Origin of the sequence: Arthrobacter celericrescens, assembly GCF_003614925.1 — a bacterium.
GTDB classification, from domain to species: Bacteria; Actinomycetota; Actinomycetes; order Actinomycetales; family Micrococcaceae; genus Arthrobacter; species Arthrobacter celericrescens.
Genome location: NZ_QYLP01000012.1, coordinates 1 through 21,280 on the forward strand (window position 1 = coordinate 1; position 21,280 = coordinate 21,280).

Sequence of the window (21,280 nt, forward strand, 5' to 3'; positions counted from 1 at the left end):
GACCACTGGGCATCAGTCAAAACAGAATCACGAGACACCCATCAAGCATCCCGGACCCTGGCTGACAGCTTTAGGAGACACGCCCTAGGCGACCACCGGTGTGCTCGCCTTCCGGCTGTCAGCCGTGGCTGGCTTCCGGCTGCAGAACAGCCATCCTCCGCGTGCTCGCTCGTTCCTCGCTTAGACGCACGCTTCCGGATGCCTGCCCCCGCCGCCGGTGTGCGTTTGTCGCCTTTCCGTCGTTGCGCAGTTGGCCTTCTTCCGTCGCCTGTTCCAGCGCCGTATCAACACAAAGCAGGACGGCGGGTGCACCCTTTGCACTTGCCGTCCTGCTTTGTGTTTTGGGGGTCTGTTTTTGGGGTTTAGAGGACCTTGCCCTGGGCCGCCAGGAGCATTCGGGCGCGGTATTCCGGGGTGTCCGCGGGTTCGCTGGTGCCGAAGATGGCGCGCATCCAGTGGCCGTCCGTGTTGTTCGGGAAGAGGATGAAGTCGCGGCCGAAGCGCTCGGCGTCCTCGGCGGCGAGGGTGCGGCGTTCTTCGACAGACTTCACGTAGTAGCGGCGGCTAAAGTCGTTGAGGTTGTCGCCCAGGAACGCGATGACCTCATACTTGTCCGCAATGGCCTGCTGAGCCGGTTCCTTGTTGGAGGATTCGCGCTGGAAAATCGCGTGCTCGTCATCGGCGTAGGCCAGGCCGGCGTGCCGCAGGTTCGCGACGCCGATCTGCTGGGTGTCCGGGCCCTGGTCGCGCTGGGAAACGTAGAAGACCTCCACGCCGCGGCTTTCGGCGTAGCGGGTGAACTCGACGGCGCCGGGAGTGGCGGTGGGGCCGTTCTCCCGGACCCAGGCGTCCCACAGCTCGTCGTCGAACGCTTGCTTGCCCGCGGAGATCAGCATCTCCCAATAGGAGTTGGAGGACAGCACAGTGTCGTCGACGTCGGAAATGAAAGCCAGCGGCTTGGCTCCGCGCCGCTCCTGGCCGACGCCGCGGAGCGCGTTGTCGAGCCGGTCGCGGGCGATGTTGAAGGCTTGCCGGTACAGCATCTCCCGCTCGGCGGCTGTCACCCGCCATGCCACTGCGGCGGAAAGGATGTTCTGCGCTTCCGGAGATGCGTCGGCCCTGGCCGGGGCGGCGGCGAACATCGCCAGCCCTCCTGCCACTGAACCTGCACCCAGCCCTTTCAGCATGGTCCGGCGTTCGATACCCATTGGGCCTCCTTGATCACGGTGACCTCGTTGTCACGCTCGTTAGTAAACCAATGTTTATCTGCAGTAACCAGATTCCGCCTGAATATGTCGAGATGACACAACGCGGGGTCACTTACGGCCCATCCAGAGTGCCTGGATGGGCCGTAAGCGACCCCGCGTTGGGGGTGGTGAAGGGTCTTAGCCGATGCCGACGGCTCCGGTCAGCATGCCCACGCCGAGCATGACCAGGGAGACGGCCGCGGAGCGCCACAGGACCTTCTTGTGGTGGTCGCCCAGTTCCACCTTGGACAGCGACACCAGCAGCAGGATGGCCGGGACCAGCGGGCTCTGCATGTGGAAGGGCTGGCCGGTGATGGAGGCGCGGGCCATATCGGCCGCGCCGACCCCGTAGTGGGCGGCCGTTTCGCTCAGGACCGGCAGGACGCCGAAGTAGAAGGCGTCATTGCTCATGAAGAACGTCATCGGGATGCTCAGCAGGCCGGTGATGACGCCCATGAACGGGCCGAGTTCGGTGGGGATGATCTGGACGAGCCAGGCGGACATTTCCTTGACCATGCCGGTGCCGTTCAGCACGCCGGTGAGGACGGCGGCGGCCATGACCATGCTGACGACGGCGACGATCGACGGGGCGTGGGCGATCAGCTGGGCGCCCTGGTCCTTGACCTTCGGGAAGTTCACCAGCAGGGCGATCGCGGAGCCGACCATGAAGACGTAGGGCAACGGCACCAGGTCCAGGACCAGCATGACCATGACGGCGGCGGTGAGGCCGAGGTTGAACCAGAACAGCTTGGGGCGCAGGGTGGGACGGTTCGGGTCCAGGGCGGTGTCTGCCATGGCGGAATCCTGCTCGTCCACCAGGAGGGCGGTGTCTTCGCGTTCCAGGACGGCGACGCCGCCGCCGTTGCCGGAGACACCGGTGCCGGAAACACGGGCGCCGGACGGACGGCCGGAACCGCCGCGGGAGGTGCCGCCGGCAGCGCTGGCGCCCTTGCCGCCGTCGAACGCGTCATCGAGGTCGGCGAACTCGCCCCAGATTTCCGGAGCGGAGGCGCGGAGGCGGTTGCGCTCCTGCAGGCCCATCAGCCAGGCGAAGGCGAAGACAACCAGCAGGCCGGCGATGAGGGCCGGGACCATCGGGACGAAGACGTCGTTGACGTCGATCTTCAGGGCGGTGGCGGCGCGGGCGGTGGGGCCGCCCCACGGAAGGATGTTCATGGTGCCGTTGGCCAGGCCCGCCACGCAGGTCAGGACCACGGGGCTCATCTTCAGGCGAAGGTAGACCGGCAGCATCGCGGCGGTGGTGAGGATGAAGGTGGTGGAGCCGTCGCCGTCCAGGGACACCGCGGCAGCGAGGATCGCCGTGCCGAGGACAACCTTGGCGGGGTCGTTGCCGAGCTTGCGGATGATGAATTTCACCAGCGGGTCGAAGAGTCCGACGTCGATCATCAGGCCGAAATACACGATCGCGAACATCAGCAGCGCGGCCGTGGACGTCATGGACTTCATCGAATCCATCACCATGTCGCCGATGCCGAGCCCGGCGCCCGCGAACAGGCCGAAAACGGTCGGGACGATGATCAGCGCCAGGACCGGCGTCAACTTCTTCGTCATGATCAAGGCCATGAAAACCGCGATCATGGCGAATCCAAGCAGTACCAGCACGGCCGGCTCCTAACTATGAATGGCATCACGTCGGTGTGGTGCGCATTACGAATGTAGGGCGAGCTGCATCACATCCCGGGGTTTGCCGGAATTGATTGGCATACTGCTCATTGCCAGCATTTTGCTCATTTTGCTCAGTGATTCAATGGAGGGGAAGTCCCACCCGTGCCAGCGCCGCCGCTGAAGGCTCCGCCGGCCTGGAAACAGTCCACGCAGGCGGAAAGGTTGCCCATGCCACGGCTCGCCATGCGGTTCTCCACCCAGACACTGCTGCTGCAGCTCGGCGTCGTGCTCCTGGTGGTTTTGCTCAGCGGCGCGGTGCACGCCTGGCTGGTGTACCAGCGGATCGGCGTGGAAGCGGAGAACCAGGCACTCACGCTGGCCCGTACGGTGGCCTCGGCGCCGGAAATCCGCACCGAGGTGGACGCGATCAGCAGGCAGACCGGCACTCCCCCGGCCGGCGAACTGGCCAAGGGGCCCATCATGGCGGCGGCGGAAGCCGCCCGGACCCGCACCGGTGCGCTGTTCGTGGTGGTGACGGACGAGACCGGGCTGCGGCTGGCCCATCCGGAACCCGAGCGGCTCGGCGAGCGCGTCAGCACCGACCCGTCCGAGGCCTTGGCCGGCAACGAAGTCACCACCCGGAACACCGGCACCCTCGGCCCGTCCGCGGGCGCCAAGGTGCCCGTGTATGCGCCCGGCTCCGGCACCGTGGTGGGCGAAGTCAGCGTGGGCTACTCCATCGAGTCCCTGAGCCAGAGCCTGCGCCAGGACATCATGCCCATTGCCCTCACCGCCGCCGGCGCGCTGCTGGCCGGTGTGCTCGCCTCGTTCCTGCTGCGCCGCCGGCTGCAGCGGCTCACCCTCGGCCTGGAGCCGGAAGAAATCAGCACGCTGGTCCACGACCAGGTGGCGGTCCTGCAGGGCGTGGACGACGGCGTCATCGGCGTCTCGGCCGACGGCCGCATCACGGTGTTCAACGCCGCCGCGCGGCGGCTGCTGGAGATTCCCGACGACGACGGCGGCCCCTCCGCCTCCCCTGCCACCGCGTCGGTGCGGATCGGGCAGCCGTGGGCGGCCGCCGTCGTGCCCGAACAGCTGAGGGACCTCACCCGGGACGCCATGCACGACGCCGAGGCCGCGGAAATCCTGGCCGCCGGGCGGGTGCTGGTGGTCAACGCCCGCAAGGCTTTGCATCGCAAGGAAGACCTCGGCTGGGTGGTCATGCTGCGCGACCGCACCGAACTGCAGCAGCTCACCCGGCAGCTGGACGCCGTCGGCACCATGTCCACGGCCCTGCGCGCCCAGCGCCACGAATTCGCCAACCAGCTGCACACGATCGCCGGCTTCCTCAGCATCGGACACAGCGAACAGGCCAAGGAGTACCTCGCGAAGATCTCCGAGACGGGCCCGCTGACCTTCCCGGTGCATCAGGCGGGTCTGCTGCAGGATCCCTACCTGCAGGCCTTCATCGGGGCCAAGAGCGTGGGGGCGGACGAGCGCGGCGTGGTGCTGCGGATCGGCCCCGAAACCCTGGTGCGCGGGACCGTCACTGACCCGCAGGACGTCACCACCGTGCTCGGCAACCTGATCGACAACGCCGTGAACGCCGCCGTCGCCGGTTCCGCTACGGAGTGCTGGGTGGAGGTGGAACTGCTTGACGAACCGCCAAATGGGGACGACGGCGGCACACTGCACATCGTCGTCGCGGACTCCGGCGACGGGCTGGCCGGCAGCGGCCCGGAGGAGGTGTTCGCCGAGGGGTTCACCACGGCCGCCCCGGATGGTGCGGGTGCCGGGGGCCACGGCCTGGGGCTCGCGCTGAGCCGGAAGCTGGCGCGCCGCCGGGGCGGCGACGTGCGGTTGCTGGATCCGGGAACGCCGGGCGGGCCGGGAGCGGTCTTCATGGCATCACTGCCGGGCACCACCACCGCCCTGCCCGGCACGGACGGCGAGCAAACGGAGGAGGAACAGTGAGCACGGACCTGAGGGTGCTGATCGTCGACGACGACTTCCACGTGGCTCGGCTGCACGCGGCCTACGTAGATTCGGTGGCCGGATTCCTGGCACTGAGCCCGGCCGGAACCACCGCGCAGGCGCTGCAGTCGGTGCACAGCCTGCGGCCGGATTTGGTGCTGCTGGATGTCTACCTGCCGGACGGTTCGGGCCTGGACCTGCTGGGGCAGCTGGACGTGGACGCCATGATGCTCACGGCCGCGTCAGACGCCGTGTCCATCCGCACGGCCACCCGCCGCGGCGCCCTGGCGTACCTGCTGAAGCCCTTCACGGCCGAGGCCCTTGCCCAGCAGCTGCGGGCGTACGCCCGCTATCGGCGGATCCTGGACCGGCAGCAGGCGGTGGACCAGGACACCATCGAGAAGGCCCGGCGGGCGCTGTTCGCCGGGGAGGTCTCGACGTCGGGCAAGCCGCGCACGGCCACCGAGTCCGCGGTGCTGGAATCGCTCGAGCCCGGCGAGCAGTACTCCGCCGCGGAAGTCGCGGAACGGGTGGGGGTCTCCCGGGCCACCGCGCAACGGTACCTTTCCTCACTCGCTGACGACGGCGCCGTCGAGATCCAGCTCCGCTACGGCACCACCGGCCGCCCCGAGCATCGCTACGGAGTGCCCGGCCGGCGCTGAGTCCGGCCTTCAGGCTGAGCCGGTTCCCGCCGTCCGCTCCTTCAGGAGCCGCTCCAGCAGCGTAACCGCAGGAGGCACCGCCCGGTTCAGGGTGATGAAGGAAACCCGCCGCTTCCCGAGGTCCTGGACGGCCGGGCGGAGCGTGACGTCGAAGCGCGTGTCGACGGCGGTCTCGGTGCTCAGTGCCAGCCCCAGGCCCTGCGCCACGAGGCCGTGGATCATGTTGAGGTCGTCGGTGCGCATGAGCTCCCGGGGCTGGCGGCCCACCAGGCTGAAGGTCTTCTTCAGGACGCGGTCGGAGGCCTCGTCGTCGTTCCTGCTGTGGATCCAGGCTTCGCCGTCCAGCTGCGCGAAATCGAGCACGTCCCGGGCGGCCAGCGCGCTGTTCCGGGACAGCATCACGCGGTACGGCTCCACCAGGAGCGGCACCACCGCCAGTTCGGCCGATACGAAGGCGGGATCGTCCTCGGCCTCATAGATGAGACCGGCGTGGACCTCCCCTGCCAGGAGAAGGCGCACCACTTCGGTGGGCTCGGCCTCGATGACCTCCACGCGGACCCGCACGCGCTCCTGCAGTTCGGCGATGGCGGAAGGCAGCAGCCGGGAACCGATGGAGGCGAAGGTGCCCACGCGCAGGGTGACCAGACCGGCTTCGCGTTGTTCGGCCACGAGCCGCTCGGCCTGGCCGACCCTCCGGAGGATCTGCTCGGCTTCCTCCGCGAACGCCGTACCGAGGGGCGTCAGCGTGGCGCCGCGCCGGTCGCGTTCCACGAGGCGCACCTTGAGGTGGCGCTCCAAAGTGTTGAGGTGGTGGGTCACCGTGGGGACGCCGTACTGCATGGCTTCGGCCGCCTTGGTAAGGCTCCCGTGCTCCCGGACGGCGAGGAGGACGGTCAGTTGCTGGAGATTGATCATCACATACTCACTATGTTGAACAGTACGAAAACATGATATTCCCTAGGTGATGCGGGCTCACTAACGTTCATGTCATGCCCCTGATTTCCCCCTCCGCCGCGCCGGCGCCTTCCCTTGCATCCACCCTCGTTTCCCCCTCCCAGGCCACCGCCCCGTACGCCGATGCGCTCCGCTCCCTGGCCTCCCATGACTGGCAGCGCCTGCACGTTCCCGCACACCAGGGCCGCGGCGGCAACTCCCCCGGCGTCGCGTCCCTGGTGGGACCTGAGGCCCTGGCCATGGACTTCCCGATGCTGTTCAGCGGCATCGACCAGCAGGACTGGCGGCTCGTGTCCTCCGGACGCGAGACGCCCCTCATGCAGGCCCAGGCCCTCGCGGCCGACGCCTGGGGCGCGTCCCGGACCTGGTTCCTCACCAACGGCGCGTCCGGCGGGAACCACATCGCCACCACTGTGGTGCGGGCCCTGGGGAAGGAGTTCGTGGTCCAGCGCAGCGTGCACTCCAGCGTGATCGACGGCATCACCCATGTGGGACTGGAGCCGCATTTCGTGCAGGGCGCCGTCGACGCCGGACTCGGCTCCGCGCACGGCGTCACCGCCGGGCAGGTCGAGGAAGCCTTGGCAGCCCACCCGGACAGCGCGGCGGTGTACCTAGTCAGCCCCAGCTACTTCGGCGCAGTCGCCGACATTGCCGCGATCAGCGCGGTGGCGCACCGGCACGGGGTCCCGCTGATCGTGGACGAGGCCTGGGGTTCGCATTTCGGCCTGCACCCGTCCCTGCCGGTCAACGCCGTCCGGGCCGGGGCGGACCTGGTCATCTCCAGCACCCACAAGGGCGCCGGGTCGCTCACCCAGTCCGCCATGCTGCACCTGGGCCACGGCCCGCACGCCCGGAAACTGGAGTCCTTGGTGGACCGCGTGGTGCGTTCCTTCCAGTCCACCAGCTGCAGTGCGTTGCTCCTGGCCTCCTTGGACGAGGCCCGGCGGCACCTGGTGGTCAACGGGCCGGAGATGATCGGCAAGGCCCTGGCGTCCGCGGAGGCGATCCGTGCCGCCGTGCGTGCCAGCGCCCGCTTCCGGGACGCCACCCCGGACATCCTCGCCAGCCCCGACGCCGTGGCCAACGATCCCTTCAAGATCGTCATCGACACCCGCGGCGCCGGCATCACCGGCACCGACGCCCAGTACCGGCTCATCCGGGACCACCGCATCTACTGCGAACTCGCCACGCCCGCGGCGCTCCTGCTGCTGGTCGGCGCCACCGCACCGGCCGACGTCGAACGCTTCCTCACGGCGCTGCACGCACTCCCGCAGGCGGAAAGCGAGCCCGAACGGATGCGTGCCGTGCCGCCGGCAGGCGAGCGCCGGATGGGACTGCAGGAAGCGTTCTTCAGCGCCGTGGAAACCGTTCCGTGGCAGGAAGCCGAGGGCCGGATCTCCGCCGATTCCCTGGCCGCCTATCCCCCGGGCATCCCGAACGTGCTGCCCGGCGAGGTCCTGGGCGCCGGTTCCATCGCGTTCCTGCGCGGTACCGCGGCGGCGCCGTCCGGCTATGTGCGCGGTGCCAACGACCCCGCGCTTGACACCTTCCGCGTCGTCGCACGCTAAGCCTGCGCCCCGACCCCAACCCATCCCACAGGAGGACACCCATGTCCGCACCAACCATTACCCATGCCCCGCGCGACGAACTCGAACGCGGCCTCAAGAACCGGCACCTGCAGCTCATGGCGATCGGCGGCGCCATCGGCACCGGCCTGTTCATGGGCTCCGGGAAGATGATCAGCGTCACCGGCCCCGCGGTGATCCTCGTCTACTTGGTGATCGGCTTCATGATCTTCTTCGTCATGCGCGCCCTGGGCGAGCTGCTGCTCTCCAACCTGCACTACAAGACCTTCGGCGACATCGCCAAGGACCTGATCGGGCCGTGGGCCGGGTTCTTCGTCTCCTGGACCTACTGGTTTTCCTGGGTGGTGGCGTGCGTGGCGGACATCGTGGCGATCACCGGCTACGTGGCTTACCTGGATCCCGGCGTCCCGTCGTGGGTGCCCGCGCTGATCGCCGCTGTGGTGCTCATCGTGCTGAACTTCCAGCCGGTGAAATACTTCGGCGAAACCGAGTTCTGGTTCGCCGTGGTGAAAATCGTGGCCATCGTGGGGCTGATCGCCACCGGCCTGGTGCTGCTGTTCACCGGCTTCCAGAACCCGGACACCGGAACCCACGCCTCGCTGGCCAACCTCTGGGAGCGCGGCGGAATGTTCCCCTTCGGCCTCAGCGGCTTCATCCTCGGCTTCCAGATGGGCATTTTCTCCTTCATCGGCGTCGAACTGGTGGGCACCGCCGCGGCCGAGACCGAGTCGCCCCGGAAGACCCTGCCGAAGGCCATCAATTCGATCGTGGCCCGGATCCTGGTGTTCTACGTGGGCGCGCTGACCATCATCATGACCATCACGCCGTGGGACCGGATCGCGCCTGGAAAGAGCCCCTTCGTGACCACCCTGGCCTACGCGGGCTTCGGCATCGCCGCCCTGGTCATCAACCTGGTGGTGCTCACCTCGGCCGCCTCCAGCGCCAACTCGGGGCTGTACTCCGGCACGCGGATGCTCTACGGCCTGGCCAAGGACGGCCACGCCCCGAAGGGATTTGCCTGGACGGACAGCCGCGGCGTGCCGCGCAAGGCGGTGTTCTTCACCAGCGTCTTCCTGTTCGCCGCGATCCCGCTGCTGTTCGCCGGGGACAATGTGGTGGCCGCGTTCACGTTCGTTTCCTCGGTCTGCGCCACCCTGGTGCTCTTCACCTGGGGTTCCATCGTGGTGAGCTTCATCATCTACCGCCGTCGCTTCCCGGAACGCCATGCCGCCTCCGGCTTCCGGATGCCGCTGGCCAGGTTCGCGCCCTGGCTGGTGCTGGCCTTCTTCGCCTTCATTGCAACGACGCTGTTCATCGGTGAAGACACCCGCCTGCCGTTCCTGGCCACGCCGCTGTGGTTCGTGCTGCTGGCCGTGCTCTGGCAGCTGAAGAAGAAGCGTCTCCTGCGGGCCGGGCTGCCCCTGACGTCCCCGGTGCCCGTGGTCCCGCACCCGCTCGACGACGAGCGCTGACCGGGCGGGCAGCAGACGCCCGAGCGTACAGTTGAGGCCCCGAAATCGCGGATTCCGGGGCCTCAGCTGTACGTTCGCGCTTTAGTTGGCGCTCTTCTGGGCCACCAGTTCGATCTCGACCAGCATCTCCGGGTCAAGGAACGGCAGCACGTGCACCAGGGACAGGGTGGGGCGGATGTCGCCGAAGACTTCGCCGTGGGCGCGGCCGGCGTCTTCCCACTTGCTGATGTCGGTCAGGTACAGCTTCGACTGCACCACGTCCTCATAGGAGAAACCGGCGTCGGCCAGCACGGTGCCGAGCTTCTCGAGGATGTACTTGCTCTGGGAGTAGAAGTCATCGCCCACGATGCCGTCCGGGCCGGAGGCCGCCGTGGCGGAAATATACAGGGTGTTGTCCACCTGCACCGCACGCGAGTATCCGAGGGACTGTTCCCAGACCGAACCCGTACCGTAAGTCTTGCGCATGCCGCGCTTCTCCTGTCCGCCAAGCCCGGCCCGGTGGCCGGGGTCTACGGTGAAACTTTAGGGCTGGCCGAGCTCGCGCCGGTAAACGAACAGCTTTATGTCGGTGCCCGGCACGAACCAGTCCCGCTCCGGGACCCGCTCGAATCCGGTGGCCCGATACAGGGCGTTGGCGCTTTCCCAGGTGGCTCCGGTGGTCAGGGCCACCGCGTTGATGCCGGTCCGGGAGCGGGCGTGGTCCATCAGCGCCTTGACGAGCGTCTTCCCGGCACCGGAGCGCTGCACGGCGGGATCCACCACGAGGGTGCGCATTTCGAGCTCGTCCTCGTAGGCGATGTCCGCGAAGGGACCGCCGGCCGATGCTACGGTCACGGACCCGATGACTTCGCCGCCGCGTTCGGCCACCCCACACGTCTGCGTGTTCGGCACGCCCTGCCACGTCCTGGAGCTGGCGCAGGTACGGGTGCTCCGGATCACCGTAGTAGCCGGCGGTGACGTAGGAGTCGAGCGTGATGCGGGCGACGTCGTTGTAGTCTGCGGGCCTGGCGGGACGGACGGTGATCGGGTTTTGCACTGATCCATGGTAGTGGCGCGGCGTCCCACGGACCCCCAAAACGGGCGTTTCCGTGACCGATCTATCACTTGTGGAGCCCGACGGCGGCACTTCCGTTGCGTCGCCGTGTTGCCTTGCGATGTGGCTTCACGTGTTGCTTTCCGTGGCGCCGTGTTGAGCCCGGTTGCGGGCCGTGAAGCCCGGTTTCCCGCTGTTTCGCGAAGATGTCGGATCGCTGGCGGAGGCCGCGGCGGGCGTGGTTGATTGGCGGCCAGGACCCAGGAAAGGACCCCGAATGAGCACCCGACGAACCCTCCACCTCAACGCCTTCCTCATGAGCACCGGCCACCACGAAGCCTCGTGGCGGCTGCCCGAAAGCGATCCCCTCGCCAACACCAGGATCGCCCACTACCAGCACCTCGCGCGCGTTGCCGAGCACGGCAAGCTGGACTCGATCTTCTTCGCCGACTCCCCCGTGCTGTTCGGCGAGGTCGGACGCCGTCCGGCGGGCAAGCTGGAGCCCACCGTGCTGCTGACCGCCATTGCAGGCGCCACGGAAAAGATCGGACTCATCGCCACCGCCTCCACCACCTACAACGAGCCCTTCAACCTGGCGCGCCGCTTCGCCTCGGTGGACTGGGTGAGCGGCGGCCGTGCGGGCTGGAACGTGGTCACCACGGCCGGGCCCGACGCCGCCCGCAACTTCGGCGTGGACGACCAGCCGGCGCACGCCGTCCGTTACGAACGCGCCGCCGAGTTCATCGAAGTTGCCCGGAAGCTCTGGGACAGCTGGGACGACGACGCGGTGGTGGCCGACAAGGCCGAAGGTTTCTGGGGCGACCCCGGCAGGATCCGCACCATCGACCACGAAGGCAAACACTTCCGGGTCCGTGGCCCCCTGAACGTGCCGCGCTCCCCGCAGGGCCACCCGCTGATCGTGCAGGCCGGCTCGTCCGAGAACGGCAAGAACCTCGCCGCCCGCTACGCCGAGGCGGTCTTCACCGCGCACCAGACCCTTGCCGACGCGCAGGCGTTCTACGCCGACCTCAAGGCCCGCACGGCCGCCGTCGGACGCAATCCGGAAGGCATCAAGATCCTCCCGGGCATTGTCCCCGTGATCGGCGAGACCGAGGCGGAAGCCCTCAGGTTGGAGCGCGAACTGGACGAGCTCATCAAGCCCGAGTACGCCCGGGAGCAGCTTGCCAAGACCCTCCGCGTGGCCCCCGAGGACCTTCCCCTGGACCGGCAGCTGCCGGCCGACCTGCCGTCCGAGGACGAGATCGAGGGCGCCAAGAGCCGCTACACCCTCATCGTGGAACTCGCCCGCCGGGAACAGCTCACCGTGCGGCAGCTGATCGGACGCCTGGGCGGCGGCCGCGGGCACCGCACCTTCGCCGGAACGGCGGAGCAGGTGGCGGACGCCATCCAGGAATGGTTCGACGGCGGAGCGGCCGACGGCTTCAACATCATGCCGCCGGTGCTCCCCTCGGGCCTGGAAACCTTCGTGGACCAGGTGGTACCGATCCTGCAGGAGCGCGGCCTCTTCCGCCGCGAATACACGGCGTCGACCCTCCGCGGACACTACGGCCTGGAGCGACCTGTCAGCCGCTACGCCGGGATCGAGGCGCCGCAACTGACCTCGATCGGCTCGGGCTTCTAGATCGGGAACTTGCCCGAGAGCTCCAGCGGCCCCGCGCAGGTCCAGGCCGAGAGGCGGTCGTGGTCCTCGGGTCCGCCGTCCACCGGGCTTTGCAGCTTGGGGCGGCGGACCCAGCACCCGGCCTCTTCGGCGATCAGGGCGCCGGCGGCGAAGTCGTGCTCGTTGAGTCCGCGTTCACCGAAGGCGTCGTGGCTGCCGTCCGCCACCAGGCACAGGTCCAGCGCCGCGGAGCCCAGCCGGCGGACGTCGGCGAAGCCGTCCATCATTTCGGGCAGGCCGCTGAGCTGGCTGGAGCGGGTGGCGGGGTCGTAGCTGAACCCGGTGGCGAGGATGAGTCCGGCGCGGCCGGGCACCGGCCCGGTCAGCCTGCTGGTCCCGCCCGCGACGTCTAGCCAGGCTCCGTGGCCGCGTGCGGCGGAGTAGATCCGGCCCAGTGCCGGGGCATGGACGACGCCGGCCAGCCAGGTGCCGTCGGGGCCGGCGACCGCCACGGAGGTGGCGTAGTAGACGATGTTCCGGATGAAGTTGGTGGTGCCGTCCAGCGGATCGATGGACCAGCGGTATCCGCTGCTTTCTTCCGGCCGGGTGGTGCCGTGCTCCTCGCCCGTAATGGTGTCGTGCGGGCGGGCGGCGGTGATCGCGGCACGGACGGCTTCCTCGGCGGCGACGTCGAACGCCGTCACCCAGTCGCCGGCGTCGCCCTTGTTGCTGACGTCCAGGCCGGCACCGCTGCTTCCCGCGGCGGAGCGGGTGGCGAGCACTGCGGCACCGGCCGCGGCCGCGGTCTTGGCGACGGCTAGGAGTTCCAGGGCGTCAGTCATTCGGCAATTCCTTCGCTGGCTTCGGCGGGTTCAACAGTCGCCTCGGGATCGGCATCGCCGTCGGAGTCGGCGCTGCCGTCCGCACCCGGCAGGGTGCCGTCAAGCAGTGCCCGGAAGCCGTCCTCGTCCAGGACCGGAATGCCGAGCTGTTCAGCCTTGTCGAGCTTCGAACCGGCGCTCTCCCCGGCCACCACGTAGCTGGTGTTCTTCGAGACCGAACCGGCAGCCTTGCCGCCGCGGATGATGATGGCTTCCTTGGCTTCGTCACGGCTGAAGGTGGGCAGGGTTCCGGTGACCACGATGGTCATGCCTTCCAGGTTCCGCTGCACCGAGGCGTCGCGTTCGTCGGCCATGCGCACGCCGGCGTCCTTCCACCGCTGCACGATTTCGCGGTGCCAGTCCACGGCGAACCATTCGATGAGGGCGTCGGCGATGATCGGGCCCACGCCGTCCACCTCGGCCAGTTGCTCCCGCGCATCCGGCGCGTCGAGCGCCGCGAGGAGGGCGTCCATCGAACCGTAGCGGGTGGCCAGCGCGCGGGAAGCGGTGGGGCCGACGTGGCGGATGGACAGTGCCACGAGGACGCGCCACAGCGGCTGGGTCTTGGCCTTTTCCAGCTCCTTGAAGAGCTTCTGGGTGGTGGCGCTGGGCTTGGACGGGGTCTTCGCGGTGGGCTTGGTCCAGAAGTACGGCACCAGTTCCCACTCCCCCGTGCCCACGCCCTTGCTGCGCTTCTCCCGGCGGATCATCACATCCTGCAGGTCCTCCGGGGTGAGGTCGAACAGCCGGGCCTCGTTCTCCAGCGGCGGCACCTCCGGGGCGGACGGCTGGGTGAGGGCGATCGCCGCTTCCCAGCCCAAGGCCTCAATGTCGAACGCCCCGCGGCCCGCGACGTGGAAGACGCGTTCGCGCAGCTGGGAGGGGCAGGAACGGGAGTTGGGGCAGCGGATGTCCACGTCCCCTTCCTTCCCGGGGGCAAGCGGAGTCCCACAGGAAGGGCATTCGGTGGGCATGACGAATTCGCGCACCGGCGGGTCCTGCTGCTCGCGCAGGGCCAGGACGGGGCCGACGATCTCCGGGATGACGTCGCCGGCCTTCCGCAGGACCACGATGTCGCCGATCATGACGCCCTTGGCCTTCACCACGTCCTGGTTGTGCAGCGTGGCCATCCCCACCGTGGATCCGGCCACCTTCACGGGCTCCATGATCCCGAACGGTGTCACGCGGCCGGTGCGGCCGACGTTGACCTGGATGTCCAGCAACTTCGTGTGGACTTCCTCCGGCGGGTACTTGTAGGCCACGGCCCAGCGGGGAACCCGGGAGGTGTAGCCGAGGGCGCGCTGGGTGGCGAAGTCGTCGATCTTGACCACGATGCCGTCGATCTCGTGGAGGAGGTCGTGCCGGTGCTCGCCGAAGTGCTTGATGAAGTCCAGGACTTCCTCGAAGGAAGGCAGCACTTTCAGGTACGGGCTGACCGGCATGCCCCAGTCGGCCAGCAGCTTGTAGGTTTCGGACTGGCTCGTGGCCTCCAGGCCCTCGCGGGCGCCGATGCCGTGGACGAACATCCGCAGGGGTCGCTTGGCGGTCTCGGCAGGGTCCTTCTGTCGCAGCGAACCCGCAGCGGCGTTGCGCGGGTTGGCCAGCGGCGCCTTGCCGGCTTCGATCAGGGCCTCGTTGAATTCGGCGAAGTCCTTGGACGGGATGAACACCTCGCCGCGGATCTCCACTTCGGCGGGGAAGCCGGAGCCGCTGAGTTCGCGCGGGATTTCCTTGATGGTGAGCACGTTGTGGGTGATGTCCTCACCCGTGGTGCCGTCGCCGCGGGTGGCGGCCCGGACCAGCTTGCCGTCGCGGTACAGCAGGTTCACGGCCAGGCCGTCGATCTTGAGTTCGGTCAGCCAGGCGATGGCAGGAACACTCGCGCCCAGCTTCTCCACGGAGGCTTCGGCCTTCCGCACCCAGGCTTCAAGCTCTTCGAGGGAGAACACGTCCTCCAGGCTGTACATCCGTTGCAGGTGTTCGACGGCGGCGAAGGCGGCCGAGACCTCACCGCCCACTTCCTGCGTGGGCGAGTCGTTGGAGACGAGTTCGGGGTGCAGGGCCTCCAGCTCTTCGAGCCGGCGGTAGAGGGCGTCGAATTCGGCGTCGGAGACTGTGGGCGCATCTTCCTGGTAGTACGCGTAGCGGTGCTTGCGGACCAGGTCGGCAAGGTTGTCGTACTCTTCGCGGACCGACTGCTCGGGGACCTCCCCGTCGGCGGCTTCCACGGTTTCGGGCGTGCGTCCACTAACGCTCTCTGCTGTGCTCACCCTCCTATCTTGCCGTAAAGCCCGGACAATTCCCGGCAGAGCAAAGGGAGGGCGGAGAACGGGAAGCCCGCGGGCTCAGTGCACGCCGATCCGGTTCCTGCTCCAGAGGGCGAAGGCCAGGCCGCCCAGGCCCACCACCAGCACGCCCGCCATGATGGCGAGGATCCCGAAAACGCCGTTGCCGGAGGCCGGCTTGTCGCTGACGAGCGCGGCCTGGGTGGCTTCCGTGGCGTCCTCGATGGGCTTGGTCCAGGCAGAATCGACCGTCGCGCTCGCGCTGGGAGTCCAGCGGATCGGCGTGGGTGTCATGGACGACGACGGCGCCGGGCTGGCCGCCGCCGTCTCCTCCGGCGTCGCGCTCGGGGCAGGTTCCCGGACCACCGGTGCCGGGGTCACCACCGGGGGCTTTGCCGGTGCGGGCTCCTGGATGACCGGTGCCGGGTCCGCCGGCGCCGTCTCGCTGGGCGTGGGTGCCGGAAGCACGGGGGCCGGGGAAATGCCGGGAACCTGGCAGACCTGCCCGGGAGGACAGGGCTTGGCCGACTCTTCCGCGTGCGCAGCCAGCAGCGGGAAGGCGCACAGGACGAGTGCAAGGAGCACCGCTGCCAGGGACGCGGCGAACGGGGTCCGCTCCGCCGCGCGGGCGGCAGGCCGGTGCTTCGGGGTGGGGCGAACGGTCATGATGGCCTCACGGGGCAGCCATGCTGCCCGGAATTGGGGATGGTTCCGGAATTTTCCTATACCCGCCCGGCCCCCGCAAATCCATTCGCTGGCGTAACCGGCCCCGCCGGAGAACCGCTGCTAGCTGCGGTTCTCCGGCGGCAGTGCCACCTGGATCTTGCGGACCTTGCCGCGGCCTACGATGTAGCCCCGGCCCGGGATGAAGTCCGGGCTGATCCGGCCCAGCGAGGTGCTGAGCAGGCTGTCGCCTTCCACGTCCGAGGGGTTGAGCAGCAGGCCGCGCCGCCCGGACTTGAAGGGCTGGGCCAGGGACCAGGCCTGGGACCAGGTGGAGCTCTCCGATTCGCCGACCACCCACTGGTCCGCCTTGATCGAATCGGTGACCAGCTTGTTGATGGACATTTCGGCGAGGGAATCCGTGAAATCCGTCAGGCCCTCGATGAAGATCGCCATGGTTCCCGGGCGCTCCGTGGACCGCTCGGTGAGCTCCTCGGCGGCTTCCTCCACCTCGTCCGGCCCCACGAGCGAACGGTTCCACACCTTCAGGCCGGCCACGGCCGAGCGGCGGGCCCCGATGTAGATCAGTTCCGTGTCCGGGTTGGAGCGGCGCAGGGCGTAGGCCATGGTGACGAGCGCGACCGTGCGGCCCGCTCCTGGCGGGCCGGACACGAGCAGCGGCCCCTTGGCGGCGATCGCGGCGGGGTCCAGGGACTCGTCGTCGACGCCGATGACGGGCTGGTCGAAGCCGCCGGCGGGCAGGATGTCCAGGTCCACCTGATCGGGCAGGCGCTGGATGCGCGGCGCTTCCTCCATGCCCTGGCGCTGCATGGCCTGCGCGAGCTTGGTGACTTCGCGGGCCTGCAGGGCGAGGTTGGAGTTGCCGCCGAGCACGGCCAGCTGCACTTCAAGGTCGCCAAGGAGTCCGCGGCCGGGGGGCGACGCCGGGCTGAGCACGTCCTTGGGGACGTCCAGTGTCATGTAGTCGTCCTCGGAACTCAGGCGCAGGACCAGGCGGCGCTGGATCGAGGCGAGCAGCGAGGCCGGCACCGAGTTGGGCCGGTCGCCGCTGACCACCAGGTGGATGCCCAGCGGACGGCCGTCCGTGGCCAGCTGCAGGAAGATGTCCCACAGGGCGGAGAGGCGGCTGTACTCGTAGGCTTCCCGGAACGCCGACATGCCGTCCACGAGCACGAAGATGCGTTTCTCGTCGGGCCGGTTGGCCAGTTTCCGGTACTCCACGATCGTGGAGGCCCGGACCTCGGCGAAGCGGGTGGAACGGTCCTCGGCGATGTCGCGGAGCCAGCGCAGCAGCCGGCCGACGCGTTCGACGTCGTCGCCGCCGATGATTTCGCCCACGTGCGGCAGGCCGTCGAGCATCTTCAGCCCCGAGGAGCCGCAGTCGATGCCGTACACGTGCACGGGGCCGCCGCGGGGCGTGACGGCGGCGGCGATGGCGATACCCCGCAGCGCCGCCGACTTGCCCGAACCGCCGGTGCCGTAGACGGCCATGTTGCCGTCTTTGTCCGGCTCGTAGAACACGGTGGGCTGGTCCTGGTGCACGGGATCGTCGGCCACGCCGAGCAGCAGCCGTTCGTCGGTGCGCGGGTTGGGCAGCTTGGAGAAGTCGTAGGTGGTGGCCAGTTCGTTGAGCCACGGCTTCCGGGGCGGGTTGATGGCCAGGGAATCGGCGGCCCGGATGATGTTGGTGGTCATCCGGGAAATGTCGTTCGGGCCGGCCGGCTCCTCCTTGACGGCGTCCACCGGGGCCGGCGCCTCCCAGCTCGCCCCGGAGCCGAAGGCCATTTCCACGATGTCGATCCGTGGACGCTGCGGCTTCTCGGTGGTCCAGCCGCCGGCGTACCCGGTCTGGAAGCCCTGGATCCTGCCGGGGCCGGTCTTGGCGGCACCGCGGCCGGGAATCGAGGGGTCGAAGTACGCGGCCAGGGGCACCCCGAGGATGTCCGTGGCGTCGTCTTCGTCGGCCATGCGCAGCGCGACGCGCAGGTTGGTGTTGGCACGCAGGCTGTCCTTGATGACGCCGGCGGGGCGCTGCGTGGCCAGGATCAAGTGCACGCCCAGGGAGCGACCGCGGGCGGCAACGTCCACCACTCCGTCCACGAACTCGGGCATTTCCGAGGCGAGGGCGGCGAACTCGTCCACAATGATGATCAGGTACGGCGGCGCCTCGGGATCGGCTTCGCGCTGCAGGGCGAGCAGGTCCTTGGCCTTCTTCCGGTTGAACAGGTGCTCGCGGTAGTGCAGCTCAGCGCGCAGGGAGGTCAATGCCCGGCGCACGAGGTGCGGCGACAGGTCGGTCACCAGGCCCACGGTGTGCGGAAGCTTCACGCAGTCCGCGAACGCGGCACCACCCTTGTAGTCGACGAAGAGGAACGTGACCCGGTCCGGGCTGTAGGCCGAGGCCATGCCCATCACCCAGGACTGCAGGAACTCGGATTTGCCGGCGCCGGTGGTGCCGCCCACGAGGGCGTGCGGGCCCTCGTTCTTGAGGTCCAGGTAGAACGGTTCCACGCCCTTCGAGCCCACCAGGGCGCGCAGGCTGCCGTTGTCCTTGCGGTTGGGCACGGCGCTGGAGTGCACCGAGTTGTTCTCCTGCCAGCGTTCGGCCACCGACTGCGGGACGTCCATGAAGTCCTTGCCCACCAGGGTCACGTAGGACACCGCGCGCGGCAGGTCGGAGTCGTCGTCCACCGGCTTGCCCACGTCCACCAGGGGCGACATCATGCGGGCCAGCTGGGTGGCGAGCCCGGCCTCGACGCTTTCGCAACTCACCGGGTAGGTGTGGCGGCCGAGCCGGACCTGGCCGGTGGTGGTGCCGTGGTCGCCGTCGACGGCCATGAAGTCGCGGCACGCGGCCGGCAGGGCCTGCACGTTGGCGGCGACCCACATGACGTGGACGCCGGAGTCGGGGCCGCGTTCCACCAGGCGGGTGAGCCGGCCGCGGTCCACCGGGGCGTCGTCTTCCACGACCACCAGGACGGTGGGTAGCACCGGCCCGGCGAGCTCGCCGTGTTCGTTGGCCAGGGACGGGCGCGGCAACGGCCGCGGGTCCTTCGAGGCGGCTTCGCGCTGTTCCACGAGGTCTTCGAGCTTGGACAGCAGGGAGGCGCCGGCCCCGGGCCCCGCAGCGAGGTGGTCGCCCGAGAGCGGGCTGTGGCCCGAGCCGACGTGGGGCAGCCACTGCAGCCAGTTCCAGCGTTCCCGGGAGCGGCCCGAGGTCAGCGAGGTGACCACGAGTTCGGCGGGCGAATGCAGGCCCACCAGCTGCAGCACCATGCCGCGGGCGACGTCGTCGACCAGCCCGCGCTCCCCGGCGATGCCGAAGGAGCCGGAGGTGCGCAGCTGGGAGACGACCGGCACGCCGTCGATCATCCGCACCTGGGCCAGGCATTCCTGGATCTCGCGCATGTACTGCGCTTCGGTGTCGTTGCTGCCCGGCTCTTCGAACGGAATGCGCGACGGCGCCGTGCCCAGTCCGAAGCGCACCCCCAGGAAGCCCTTGTGCTCCGGGCGGTGGGTCCACAGCAGGGGGCCCAGCTTGTAGATCGCGTCCACGGTGTCGCTCACGGAGGGCGATTCCTGCAGCCGCACCGAACGTTCGATGTTCTGCTGCTCGGCGATGTCTTCGCGGAACGCCAGCATCGAGGCGCGGAAGTGCTTTATGGCCTCCTTCATCTGCCGTTTCGACTGGACCTTGTGGTCCACGTAGTGGCCGATGATGAACAGCGGCATCATCATCATGAACACCACCGAGAGGATGTTCTGGGTGACGGCGAACATGATGCCGCCCATGAGGAGCGGGGCCATCAGCATGATGTACGGGAAGGCCTGGTGGTCCGGACGCTTCGGGCCGGACGGGACCACGCGCTTGGGCGGGTCGAATCGGGGCACGACGCGCGGGGAACGGTTGAAGTCAACCAGCGGGGAGCTGGGCGCGGCGCCATGGTTCCTGGACAGGGCGACGACGCCCACCGTGGTGTCGCCGAGGGTCACCGTGTCCGAGGAATTCAGGGTGGCCCGGGCCACCGGCAGGCCGTCCATGAGCAGGCCGTTGGCGGAGTTGGTGTCCGCGATTTCCACGGTTTCGGCGACGGTGATGCGGGCGTGCCGCTTCGAGGTCATGGGGTCGCTCAGGCGGACGTCGACGTCGCGGTCGCGGCCGATGTAGCTGGTACCGAACGGCAGCGAAAATTCGCTGCCCGAGTCGGGACCCGACAGCACGCGGAGGGTCGCCGCCGTCGGGCCGCGCTGCCCGCCCGGGGTGGCGAACTGTTCGCTCACCTGGGTCAGGGACACCGTGGATCCGGGCCGGAGCCCGGATTCGAGCAGGTTCCCGGCGGGGTCCAGCACGATGCCGCTCATGCCTGCCCCGACGAAGGCCTCGTCGACCTTCAGGGAGAGGTTCGGCGGGACGTCGGTGCCCTGCCGGTCCGGGTCGGCCGCCCAGAGTTCACCGGCGATGTCGGCGACCGTGGCCCGGCCGTCCACGGTGACCGCGAGGTCCTTGGCGGCAGCGGGATCGCGGCGCAAAGTCAGGCGGAACTTCATCCTTCGTCAACGCCCCTCATCTTTTCCAGCAGGAACAAGTCGTCCGAGGTGACCAGGTGCGAGGTGACGGCGTGCTCCACCAATCGGGCGCGCCGGTTGGTGGCGAGCTTTCCGCCGCCACCGCGCAGGCCCACCACGCCCACGCGGTCCAGCTTGTCGCAGACGTTGTCGAGCTTGCGGTTGAAGCGGGTCAGGGCCCAGCCCAGGCGTTTGGCGGCCTCCGCCGAGGACGGGATCGAGCTGAAACCGGTTCCGTCACGGCGCAGCATCGGCTCGGCCAGGGCGACGATCAGCGCCTTCTGCGAGTCGGTGAACACCACGGGCCCGATCGTGGTGTCGCCGGCCGAGTCTTCGTCGCGGACTTCCTGGCGGAAGGAGGGCGTCTTCAGGTGCACGGCGAACTCGTAGGTGGTGGGTCCGGCCGTGAAGATGACCTTGGTGTGGCTGAACACCAGCGGGATGCGGGCGCCCGGTGCCAACCAGGCCTGCATGCCGCCGGAGCCGTCCGCGATGGTGGCGGAGAGCATGCTGCCCACGTTGCTCAGCCACCAGATGCCGTCATAGCGTGCGATCTGCAGGAAACGGCGGTGCAGGTAGGGGTTGTCGTCGACCTCCAGGTCACCTTCGCGGCCGATGTTGAAGACGTCTTCGTCGGACGGCTCATGCCATTCCCCGCAGAAATCTATCGCCAGATCTCCCATGCCAGG

The 21,280-nt window shown here is 68.7% G+C and carries 14 protein-coding genes and 1 pseudogene; 5 read left to right on the top strand and 10 right to left on the bottom strand.

The annotated features are described in order from the left end of the window. Positions 1–362 precede the first annotated feature (362 nt). Positions 363–1,208 (bottom strand): 5'-nucleotidase, lipoprotein e(P4) family, encoded by an 846-nt coding sequence (locus D3654_RS01355; protein ID WP_205571700.1) that lies wholly within the window; start codon positions 1,206–1,208, stop codon positions 363–365. Between the two features lie 177 nt (positions 1,209–1,385). After that, a complete protein-coding gene (locus D3654_RS01360) occupies positions 1,386–2,870 on the bottom strand; it encodes a CitMHS family transporter (protein WP_120519744.1) in 1,485 nt (494 codons plus the stop codon). 231 nt (positions 2,871–3,101) lie between these two features. Between D3654_RS01360 and D3654_RS01365 the strand changes: the two genes are divergently transcribed. Then, the gene (locus tag D3654_RS01365; protein ID WP_245413026.1) at positions 3,102–4,847 is read left to right on the top strand and encodes a sensor histidine kinase; all 1,746 of its coding nucleotides are present in this window, start codon (positions 3,102–3,104) and stop codon (positions 4,845–4,847) included. After that, positions 4,844–5,509: a response regulator gene (locus D3654_RS01370; protein WP_120519745.1), complete on the top strand. Its 666-nt coding sequence runs from the start codon at positions 4,844–4,846 to the stop codon at positions 5,507–5,509. Before D3654_RS01365 ends, D3654_RS01370 begins: the two co-directional genes overlap by 4 nt. Before the next feature lie 9 nt (positions 5,510–5,518). On the opposite strand, the gene D3654_RS01375 is transcribed toward D3654_RS01370, so the two are convergent. Beyond that, complete coding sequence (locus D3654_RS01375; protein ID WP_120519746.1) at positions 5,519–6,424, bottom strand: LysR family transcriptional regulator; 906 nt, start codon at positions 6,422–6,424, stop codon at positions 5,519–5,521. Positions 6,425–6,498: 74 nt separating this feature from the next. Here D3654_RS01375 and D3654_RS01380 point away from each other — a divergent pair, with 74 nt between their 5' ends. Together D3654_RS01380 and D3654_RS01385 are read left to right on the top strand one after the other, a co-directional pair. Beyond that, positions 6,499–8,031, top strand: a complete 1,533-nt coding sequence (locus tag D3654_RS01380) for an aminotransferase class I/II-fold pyridoxal phosphate-dependent enzyme (protein WP_120519747.1) — start codon at positions 6,499–6,501, stop codon at positions 8,029–8,031. 41 nt (positions 8,032–8,072) lie between these two features. Then, a complete protein-coding gene (locus D3654_RS01385) occupies positions 8,073–9,521 on the top strand; it encodes an amino acid permease (protein ID WP_120519748.1) in 1,449 nt (482 codons plus the stop codon). An 81-nt stretch (positions 9,522–9,602) separates the two neighbouring features. Here D3654_RS01385 and D3654_RS01390 read toward each other — a convergent pair whose 3' ends face one another. Next, positions 9,603–9,986 carry a RidA family protein gene (locus D3654_RS01390; RefSeq protein ID WP_120519749.1) on the bottom strand — a complete coding sequence of 128 codons (384 nt, stop codon included), beginning with the start codon at positions 9,984–9,986 and terminating at the stop codon, positions 9,603–9,605. A 57-nt stretch (positions 9,987–10,043) separates the two neighbouring features. After that, positions 10,044–10,557, bottom strand: a pseudogene (locus D3654_RS01395) (N-acetyltransferase family protein). 274 nt (positions 10,558–10,831) lie between these two features. Here D3654_RS01395 and D3654_RS01400 point away from each other — a divergent pair. Continuing rightward, positions 10,832–12,196: an LLM class flavin-dependent oxidoreductase gene (locus D3654_RS01400; protein WP_120519750.1), complete on the top strand. Its 1,365-nt coding sequence runs from the start codon at positions 10,832–10,834 to the stop codon at positions 12,194–12,196. Here D3654_RS01400 and D3654_RS01405 read toward each other — a convergent pair. The 5 genes from D3654_RS01405 to D3654_RS01425 all read right to left on the bottom strand — a co-directional run bounded on the left by D3654_RS01405 (position 12,193) and on the right by D3654_RS01425 (position 21,274). Further along, entirely contained in the window at positions 12,193–13,017 is an 825-nt protein-coding gene (locus D3654_RS01405) for an inositol monophosphatase family protein (protein WP_120519751.1), read from the bottom strand. The two genes, D3654_RS01400 and D3654_RS01405, sit on opposite strands and share 4 nt — an antisense overlap. Beyond that, positions 13,014–15,326: an NAD-dependent DNA ligase LigA gene (gene ligA / locus D3654_RS01410; RefSeq protein ID WP_120519752.1), complete on the bottom strand. Its 2,313-nt coding sequence runs from the start codon at positions 15,324–15,326 to the stop codon at positions 13,014–13,016. Before ligA ends, D3654_RS01405 begins: the two co-directional genes overlap by 4 nt. A 75-nt stretch (positions 15,327–15,401) precedes the next feature. Beyond that, positions 15,402–16,007: a hypothetical protein gene (locus tag D3654_RS20890; protein WP_120519753.1), complete on the bottom strand. Its 606-nt coding sequence runs from the start codon at positions 16,005–16,007 to the stop codon at positions 15,402–15,404. Between the two features lie 120 nt (positions 16,008–16,127). Next, complete coding sequence (locus tag D3654_RS01420; RefSeq protein WP_120519754.1) at positions 16,128–20,573, bottom strand: type VII secretion EssC family protein; 4,446 nt, start codon at positions 20,571–20,573, stop codon at positions 16,128–16,130. Beyond that, positions 20,570–21,274: a hypothetical protein gene (locus tag D3654_RS01425; protein WP_120519755.1), complete on the bottom strand. Its 705-nt coding sequence runs from the start codon at positions 21,272–21,274 to the stop codon at positions 20,570–20,572. The genes D3654_RS01420 and D3654_RS01425 overlap by 4 nt, the downstream gene beginning before the upstream one ends. Positions 21,275–21,280 lie beyond the last annotated feature (6 nt).